At 72.1% G+C, this 7,427-nt stretch carries 8 protein-coding genes; 1 reads left to right on the top strand and 7 read right to left on the bottom strand.

What is annotated here, in order from left to right:
* The 7 genes from C665_RS17040 to C665_RS17070 form a co-directional block, all read right to left on the bottom strand.
* The coding region (locus C665_RS17040; RefSeq protein WP_004323814.1) for an MFS transporter at positions 1–698 on the bottom strand (698 nt) is incomplete at its 3' end.
* The gene (locus tag C665_RS17045; RefSeq protein ID WP_004323816.1) at positions 695–1,312 is read right to left on the bottom strand and encodes a chalcone isomerase family protein; all 618 of its coding nucleotides are present in this window, start codon (positions 1,310–1,312) and stop codon (positions 695–697) included. The genes C665_RS17045 and C665_RS17040, both read right to left, overlap by 4 nt.
* An 86-nt stretch (positions 1,313–1,398) precedes the next feature.
* A complete protein-coding gene (locus C665_RS17050; RefSeq protein ID WP_004323818.1) occupies positions 1,399–2,640 on the bottom strand; it encodes an SAM-dependent methyltransferase in 1,242 nt (413 codons plus the stop codon).
* Positions 2,640–3,410 carry a DUF1365 domain-containing protein gene (locus C665_RS17055; RefSeq protein ID WP_012584816.1) on the bottom strand — a complete coding sequence of 257 codons (771 nt, stop codon included), beginning with the start codon at positions 3,408–3,410 and terminating at the stop codon, positions 2,640–2,642. The genes C665_RS17050 and C665_RS17055 overlap by 1 nt, the downstream gene beginning before the upstream one ends.
* On the bottom strand, positions 3,410–4,783 hold the full coding sequence (locus tag C665_RS17060; RefSeq protein ID WP_004323822.1) for an NAD(P)/FAD-dependent oxidoreductase: 1,374 nt from the start codon (positions 4,781–4,783) through the stop codon (positions 3,410–3,412). Before C665_RS17060 ends, C665_RS17055 begins: the two co-directional genes overlap by 1 nt.
* Before the next feature lie 5 nt (positions 4,784–4,788).
* Positions 4,789–5,595, bottom strand: coding sequence for a GTP cyclohydrolase FolE2 (folE2, locus tag C665_RS17065; RefSeq protein WP_004323824.1), 807 nt, complete (start codon positions 5,593–5,595; stop codon positions 4,789–4,791).
* Entirely contained in the window at positions 5,592–5,858 is a 267-nt protein-coding gene (locus C665_RS17070) for a hypothetical protein (RefSeq protein ID WP_004323826.1), read from the bottom strand. The genes folE2 and C665_RS17070 overlap by 4 nt, the downstream gene beginning before the upstream one ends.
* Positions 5,859–6,135: 277 nt before the next feature.
* Here C665_RS17070 and C665_RS17075 point away from each other — a divergent pair.
* On the top strand, positions 6,136–7,427 hold a 1,292-nt coding region (locus C665_RS17075), incomplete at its 3' end, for a Na/Pi cotransporter family protein (protein WP_245537187.1).

Genomic DNA, 7,427 nt, shown 5'->3' on the forward strand with positions numbered 1-7,427 from the left:
GCGCCCCCCGCCGCGCCGCCGTCGCCACCGCCCCCTGACGCACCGACACCGCCCGCGGCGCCGCCTTCAGTGGCGACCGCCGACTGGCCGACGCCAGCCGTGCCACCGATCACCCCCTCGCCCAGCAGCCCCGGCAGCGCCGCCGCCAGCACCACACCGACGAGCGCGAAGGCCTCGCGGCTGGCGACGAAGCGGGTGCGCGCGGCCGGCGTGGCGGCAACCTCGGCGCCCCAGGCGTTGTAGGCGATGCTCGCCACCGAATAGGCCAGCGACACCGCCACCAGCAGGCCAAACAGCCACGCCGCCCCGGCGCCTGCGGGCGGGATCAGCAGGCCGAGCATGCCGGCGCCGAGCGCGGGCAGCGCCAGCGCGATCCACAGCCGGCGCCGCGGCAGGCGGTCGCTGGCCCAGCCGATGAGCGGGTCGGTGATGGCGTCGACGACGCGCGCCGCGAGCAGCACGGCACCGACCAGCGCGAGCGACAGGCCCAGGCCTTCCGCATACAGGCGCGGCACATGCACGTAGATCGGCAGCGCCGCGAAGGCGAGCGGCAGGCCGAGGGCGCCGTAGGCGAGCAGCGCACCCCACTCGACGCGGTCGGCATCCGGAGCACGCCCGGCGCCAGGCGCGCAGGCCGCGCGGGCACATGCTCCGCCCCCGTGGTGGCGATCCGGCGCGGCGCGTGCGCGGTCGCTCATCTCGTGACCTCCTCGAGCCCGAGCAGGCGTGCGCGCAGCGCGGGCTCGCGGGTGCGCTCGTCGAGCCAGATGGCGAAGAAGGCCTGCGCCAGCGCCGGGTCGTCGAGTTCGGCGGTGGCGCGGCCGTCGTGCCAGAAGGCCGCGCCCTGCCCCGGACGGTGCAGGCCGGTCAGCGTGTCTCCGGCCGCGACCGAAGGCAGCGCGGCAGCGAGCGCCTCGCCCCAGCGCGCCAGCGTCGGCTCGTCGGCGAGACCGAGGCGGCGCATCTCGTCGAGGCTGAGCTCGACCAGACGCGCGGACGTGACCGCGCGCGCGTAGCGGATCGACAGCACGTGCTCGTCTGCCGTGGCCTGTTCGCCCGGCGCGCGCGCCCACAGCGCGGCGTCGTAGAGCTTGAAGCCGAGCCAGCGCAGCTCGCCGCGGCCGACCTCGCGCAGCCCGACCGTGCTCGCCACGAGCTGCGGCGGCAGGCCGAGCGCGTGCACCGTCTCCAGCGCCAGCAGCATGCAGCACGCCAGCACTGCGCCGAGCGCGCGCGGGAGGCGGGCGAACCGCTCGAAGCTGCGACGCAGGCTCCGCGGGGAGCGTGCGGGAAAGCGGATCGGGGCGCTCATGGGGTCACCTCCAGGCCCTGAAATGCGGGGACGGCGCGGCCAGGGGGTCGGCACAGATCGCTTCCCTCCGCCGCGCCCATCACCATTCAGCCGCCTTGCGACCCTGCGGCGGCATGCGCGAACACGTAGTGATGCACGTCGAGGTCGCCGGTGTCGAAGCCCGCCTCGCAGTAGGCGAGATAGAAACGCCACATGCGCAGGAAGCGCTCGGGGAAGCCCTGGGCGCGCACCGCTGCAGCCTGCGCGTCGAAGCTTCGATGCCAGTGCGCGAGCGTGCGCGCATAGTCGCGCCCGAAGGCGAAGTCGCCCACCACCTCGAGCCCGGCGCGCCCGGCCTGCTGCGCCACCGCGCCCGGGCTGGGCAGCATGCCGCCGGGGAAGACGTGGCGCTGGATGAAGTCGGTGCCGCGCCGGTAGCGCGCGAACAGCGCGTCGGCGATCGTGATCGCCTGCACCACGCAGCGCCCGCCCGGCTTCAGCAGTGCGGAGAGCTGGGCGAAGTAGGTCGGCCAGAAGCGCTCGCCCACCGCCTCGATCATCTCGATCGACACCACATGGTCGTACTGGCCGCGCACGTCGCGGTAGTCGCACAGCTCCAGATCCACCCGGTCGGCGAAGCCGCCGCGCTCGGCGCGCGCACGCGCGAACGCCAGCTGCGCCGGCGACAGCGTGATGCCCAGCACCTTGCAGCCGAACTCGGTGGCGGCGACCTCGGCGAAGCCGCCCCAGCCGCAGCCCACCTCCAGGATGGTCTGCCCGGGCCGCGCGCCGAGCTCGCCGAGGATGCGGCGGTACTTGCGCAGCTGGGCGTCCTGCAGCGACTCGTCGGGCGAGGCGAACACCGCCGCCGAGTAGGTCATGGTGGGGTCGAGCCAGAGCGCATAGAAGTCGTTGCCGAGGTCGTAGTGGGCCTCGATGTTGCGCCGCGAGCCGCTGCGCGTGTTGGCGCGCAGCAGGTGCTGCAGGCGGTGGCTGAGCAGGCGGAACATGCGGCCGTAGATCGCGCCCTGCAGGCGGGTGCGGTTGGCCGAGAGCAGGCGCAGCAGGCCGGGGAGGTCCTCGGTGTCCCACAGGCCGTCCATCCAGGCTTCGCCGAAGCCGATGTCGCCGCGTGCGAGCGCCTCGTCGAACACGGCGTGGTCGCGCACGCGCAGGTGGGCGACGAGCGCACCGTGGCCGGCGCGCACGCGCACGCCGTCGGGCAGTTCCACCGCGATCGCGCCGCCGTCGAGGCGGTCGAGCATCTCCAGGCACAGCCGGGTGGCGCGCGGCAGGCGCGCGAGGCGCAGGCCGGCGAGCGGCTGCAGGGCGTGGTCGAGTGCGTTCATCAGGTGGTCTCCTCGAGCGGCGGCGCGGGCTTGCGGAAGAAGCTCACCCGCCGCAGGGCCAGGCGCAGCGCCTGCCAGTGGATGCGGGCGACGACGCCCAGGGTCATGAAGGGCTGACGCGCGAGCCACTTCGCCATGCTGGCCCCACCGACGGCCTCGGCGCGGCCCGCCAGGCGGGTGGAGAGCTGGCGCTCGCCGCCGTCCCAGAGCTCGATCGACACCGCATGCACGGCGCCGCGCTGCTCGAAGCGGAAGCGGTACTCGCCGCGCACCGGGAAGAAGGGGGAGACATGGAAGCGCTTGCTGGCGCGCAGCTCATCGCCCGCGCCGATGGGGCGCAGGTCGGCGTGGTGCAGCAGGTAGTTGTGACGCTCGCCGAAGGTGTTGTTCACCTCGGCCAGCACCGCACGCAGGCCGCCCGCGCGGTCGTGGCAGAACCAGAAGCTCACCGGGTTGAAGACAAAGCCGAGAATGCGCGGCATGGTCTGCAGCACGATCTCGCCGTCGCATGCCGCGGCCAGCCCGCGCTCGTTCAGGAGGGCGCGGATCCACGGCAGCAAGGGCGAGCCGTCGCGCGCGCCGTGGTCGCGGCTGCGGAAGCTGAACAGGTTGGCACGCTCGATGCCGAGCAGCGGAGCGCGCACTTGGTCCAGGCGGCCGAGCGGCAGGCGCAGGAAGGCGCTCGGGTACACGAAGCGGTTGTGCGCCTGCACGTGGCGCTCGTGCATGACCGCGCCGAAGCACACCGCGGGCTGGAGCGCGTCGGGCATCACGCCGCCTCCAGCGCCGTCCCGGCCCGCTTCGCCGCCGGCACGCGGCCGCGCCGCCACGGCACTTCCACGCCCATCGCCTCGACCACCGACACCGCCGACTTGAGGCCGTCCTCATGAAAGCCGTAGCCGGTCCAGGCGCCGGCAAACCAGCAGCGCTCGCGGCCCTGGATGGAAGGCAGCGCGGCCTGGGCGTCGATCGCGCCGTGGTCGAACACCGGGTGGGCGTACTCGATGCGACGGAAGGTCTTGTCGGCCGCGGGCGCGATGAAGGGGTTGAGCGACACCACGACCGGGGTCTGGAAAGGCAGCGGCTGCAGGCGGTTGATGAGGTAGCTGACCGACACCGGACGCGCGTCGGGCGCGCCCTTGCCGGCGAGGTAGTTCCACGCCGACCACACCTTCGGGCGGCGTGGCAGGAGCGCGGTGTCGGTGTGCAGGTACGCGACGTTGGCCTGGTAGCGCACGGCGCCGAGGATGCGGCGCTCGTCCGGCGTGGCCTCGCTGCCGAGGATGGCCAGGGCCTGGTCGCTGTGGCAGGCGAAGACGAGCTCGTCGAAGCGTTCCGGCCCGGCCGCGGTGTGCACCCACACCCCGTCCTCGCCGCGTACCACGCGCTGCACCGGCGCGTTCACCCGCACGTCGTCGAGGCGGGCGAGCATGCGGCGCACGTAGCTGCGTCCGCCGCCCTTCACCGTCATCCAGGTCGGACGATCGAGGATCTGCAGCAGTCCGTGGTTGTGGCAGAACTGCACGAAGGTCGCGAGCGGATAGGCGAGCATGGTGTGCGTCGGACACGACCAGATCGCCGCGGCCATGGGCAGCAGGTACCAGTCGCGGAAGGCCTGCGAGTAGTCCTCCAGGTCGAGATACTCGCCGAGCGACAGGGCCGGCATGCCACCTTCGCTCGCCATCCGCGTGGTCTCGCGGTTGAAGCGCAGGATGTCGCGCAACATGGCGAGGAAGGCAGGACGCACCAGGTTGCCGCGCTGGGCGAACACGCTGGCAAGGTCGGTGCCGGCCCACTCGAGCTCGGGTTCGGCCAGGCTGACGCCGAAGCTCATCTCGGTCTCCACCGCCTCGACCTGCAGCAGCGCGAACAGCGCACACAGGTTGGGGTAGGTGCGGCGGTTGAAGACCAGGAAGCCGGTGTCCACCGGATGGGTGAGGCCGTCGACGGTCACGTCGATGGTGTTGGTGTGACCGCCGACGTAGCTGCCCGCTTCGAACAGCGTCACGCTGTGCTGCGGCGCGAGCAGCCAGGCGGTCGACAGACCGGCGATGCCGCCGCCGATCACGGCGATCCGCCGCCCCTCGGCACCCCGGCCCGCCTCGCCCGTGGCGTGCAGGCGCTCGATCTCACCCATCTTCATGGCGATTACTCCGGCGCGTTCTCGCCCTCGACGAGGGCGTAGGCGGAATGGTTGTGGATGGACTCGAAGTTCTCCGACTGCACCCGCCACGAGGCCACGCGCGCATCGGCACGCAGGCGCAACGCGATGTCGCGCACGAGGTCCTCGACGAACTTGGGGTTGTCGTAGGCGCGCTCGGTGACCCACTTCTCGTCCGGGCGCTTGAGCAGGCCGAAGACTTCGCACGAGGCTTCTTCCTCGGCCATGCGCACCAGCTCGCGCAGGCCGAGGTCGCCGCGCAGCGTGGCCGACAGGGTGATGTGCGAGCGCTGGTTGTGCGCGCCGTAGGCGGAGATCTTCTTGGAGCACGGGCACAGGCTGGTGACCGGCACCACCGCCTCGAGGGTGCTACGGATCTCGCCGCCCGCGGTCTTTTCCACCACCACGCGGGCGTCGATGTCGAGCAGGCTTTCGACGCCCGAAACCGGCGCGGCCTTCTTCATGAACCAGGGAAAGCGCGCCTCGATGCGGCCGCTCTCGGCTTCGAGCCGCACCAGCATGTCGGCGAACAGGCCGCGCAGACCGTCGAGATCGAGCGCGTCGCGCTCGGCCTCGAGCAGCTCGACGAAGCGCGACATGTGGGTGCCCTTCACCTCGGCGGGCAGGCCGACCGTCATCTCCAGCGTGGCGACGGTGTGCTGCACGCCGCCGTCGAGATCGCGCACCGCCATGGGGTAGCGCAGGCCGCGCACGCCGACCTGCTGGATCGCCAGCGCGCGGTGGTCGGCGCTGGATTGCACGTCGGGCAGGAAGAATTTTTCCGGGGCGTTCATGAATGATCCTTTTGCTTGGTGGGGAGGGGGCGCAGCGGAAGATCCGCGCGGTGCACGAAGAGCAGGAGTTCGAGCGGGGTCTGGATCGAGGCCGGGGCCGGGGTCGCGACCGTGTTGTCCACGACGGGCCCGGCAGGAGCGACGGCGGCTGCCGCCGCGACGACCTGGGGCGGTGCGGCCGAAGCCGCGGAGATCCCGAAGGAGACGAGCACCGTAGCGGCGGAGAGCATGCCGGCGCGCCTGGAGAGCATTTTCGCGTTCATGGCCGTGTCCTGGACAAGCGTGGATGACGATTCCACGATAGGCGAGCACCGCAGAGCTGTCAAGAATTTGTCCAGGACAAATTGAAATTGTTTGCCATCCGGTCCAAAGCGCGATGGTCCCCGCCGCGAACAATGCCCTCCCCGCCCGCGCGATCCGGCATTACGCTGTCGTGACGCCCCCTTCCCGCACGAGAGGCCCGCCCTGGACACCAGCCCGCTCGCCATCTATCCGATCGTCGCCGGCCTGCTCGGCGGCATCGGCCTGTTCCTGCTCGGCATGCACATGCTCACCGAGGGCCTCAAGCTCGCCGCCGGCCGCGCGCTCGAGGGCCTGCTCGAGCGCGGCACCGCCACGCCGGTGCGCGGCCTCGGCGCCGGCATGACCATGACCGCGCTGGTGCAGTCCTCCACCGCGGTCACGGTGGCGAGCATCGGCTTCGTCAACACCGGGCTGCTGTCGCTGCAGAACGCGATGTGGGTGATCTTCGGCTCCAACGTCGGCACCACGCTCAACGCCTGGCTGGTGGCGGCGCTCGGCTTCAGCTTCCGGATCGACGCCTTCGCGCTGCCCTTCGTCGGCATCGGCGCGACCCTGATGCTGGCCGGACGCACGGTGCGCCAGCGCGCGCTCGGCCAGGCGCTGGCCGGCTTCGGCGTGCTCTTCCTCGGCATCGACGCGCTCAAGGACACCTTCTCGGGTTTCGGCGCGACCATGAACCTGCAGGACCACATCGCACCCGGCTTCACCGGCTGGCTGATCCTGGTCGGCATCGGCACCGTGCTGACGGTGCTGATGCAGGCCTCGGGCGCGGTGATCGCGATCATCATCACCGCCGCCCAGGGCGGGCTGATGTCGATCGAGGCGGCGTGCGCGATGGTGATCGGCACCAACATCGGCACGACCTCGACGGCGATCCTGTCGGCGCTGGGCGCGACCTCGAACGCGCGCCGGGTCGCGGCCACCCACGTGATCTTCAACCTGGTGACCGGCGCGGTGGCGATCGCGCTGCTGCCGCTGCTGATCGGCCTGCTCGGCGCGCTGCGCAACTGGTTCGAGCAGCCGGCCACGCCGGCGGTGATGCTGGCAATGTTCCACACCGCCTTCAACGTGCTCGGGGTGCTGCTGATGGTGCCGCTGGCACGCCCCCTGCGCCGATTCCTGGCGAGCCACTTCCGCAGCCGCGAGGAGGAGATCGCCCGCCCGCGCTATCTCGACGCGCCCTCGCTGGCGGTGCCCGATCTGGCGCTGCGCGCGCTGCGCCTGGAGTTGGGCCGCACGCAGTCCTTCGCCCTCACCGCGCTCACCGCCGCCACGCGGGTGCCGCCGGACGAGCCCTGGATCGAGCGTCAGGCGAGCACGCTCGATGCGCTGGCGCCGGCGATCGGCGACTACGTACGCAAGCTCAACGCCATGCGCCTGCCGCCGGCGCTGGTCGAGGCGGTGGCGCACAGCCTGCGCGCGCTGCAGTATCAGGAGAGCGCGGTCACCGCGGTGCGCCAGGCGTGCGCGCTGGCCACCACGCTCGGCGCGCCGCCGGGCAGCGAGCTCGAGCCGATCGCCGCGGCCTT

This window comes from Thauera aminoaromatica S2, from assembly GCF_000310185.1.
In the GTDB taxonomy this organism is placed as follows: Bacteria; Pseudomonadota; Gammaproteobacteria; order Burkholderiales; family Rhodocyclaceae; genus Thauera; species Thauera aminoaromatica.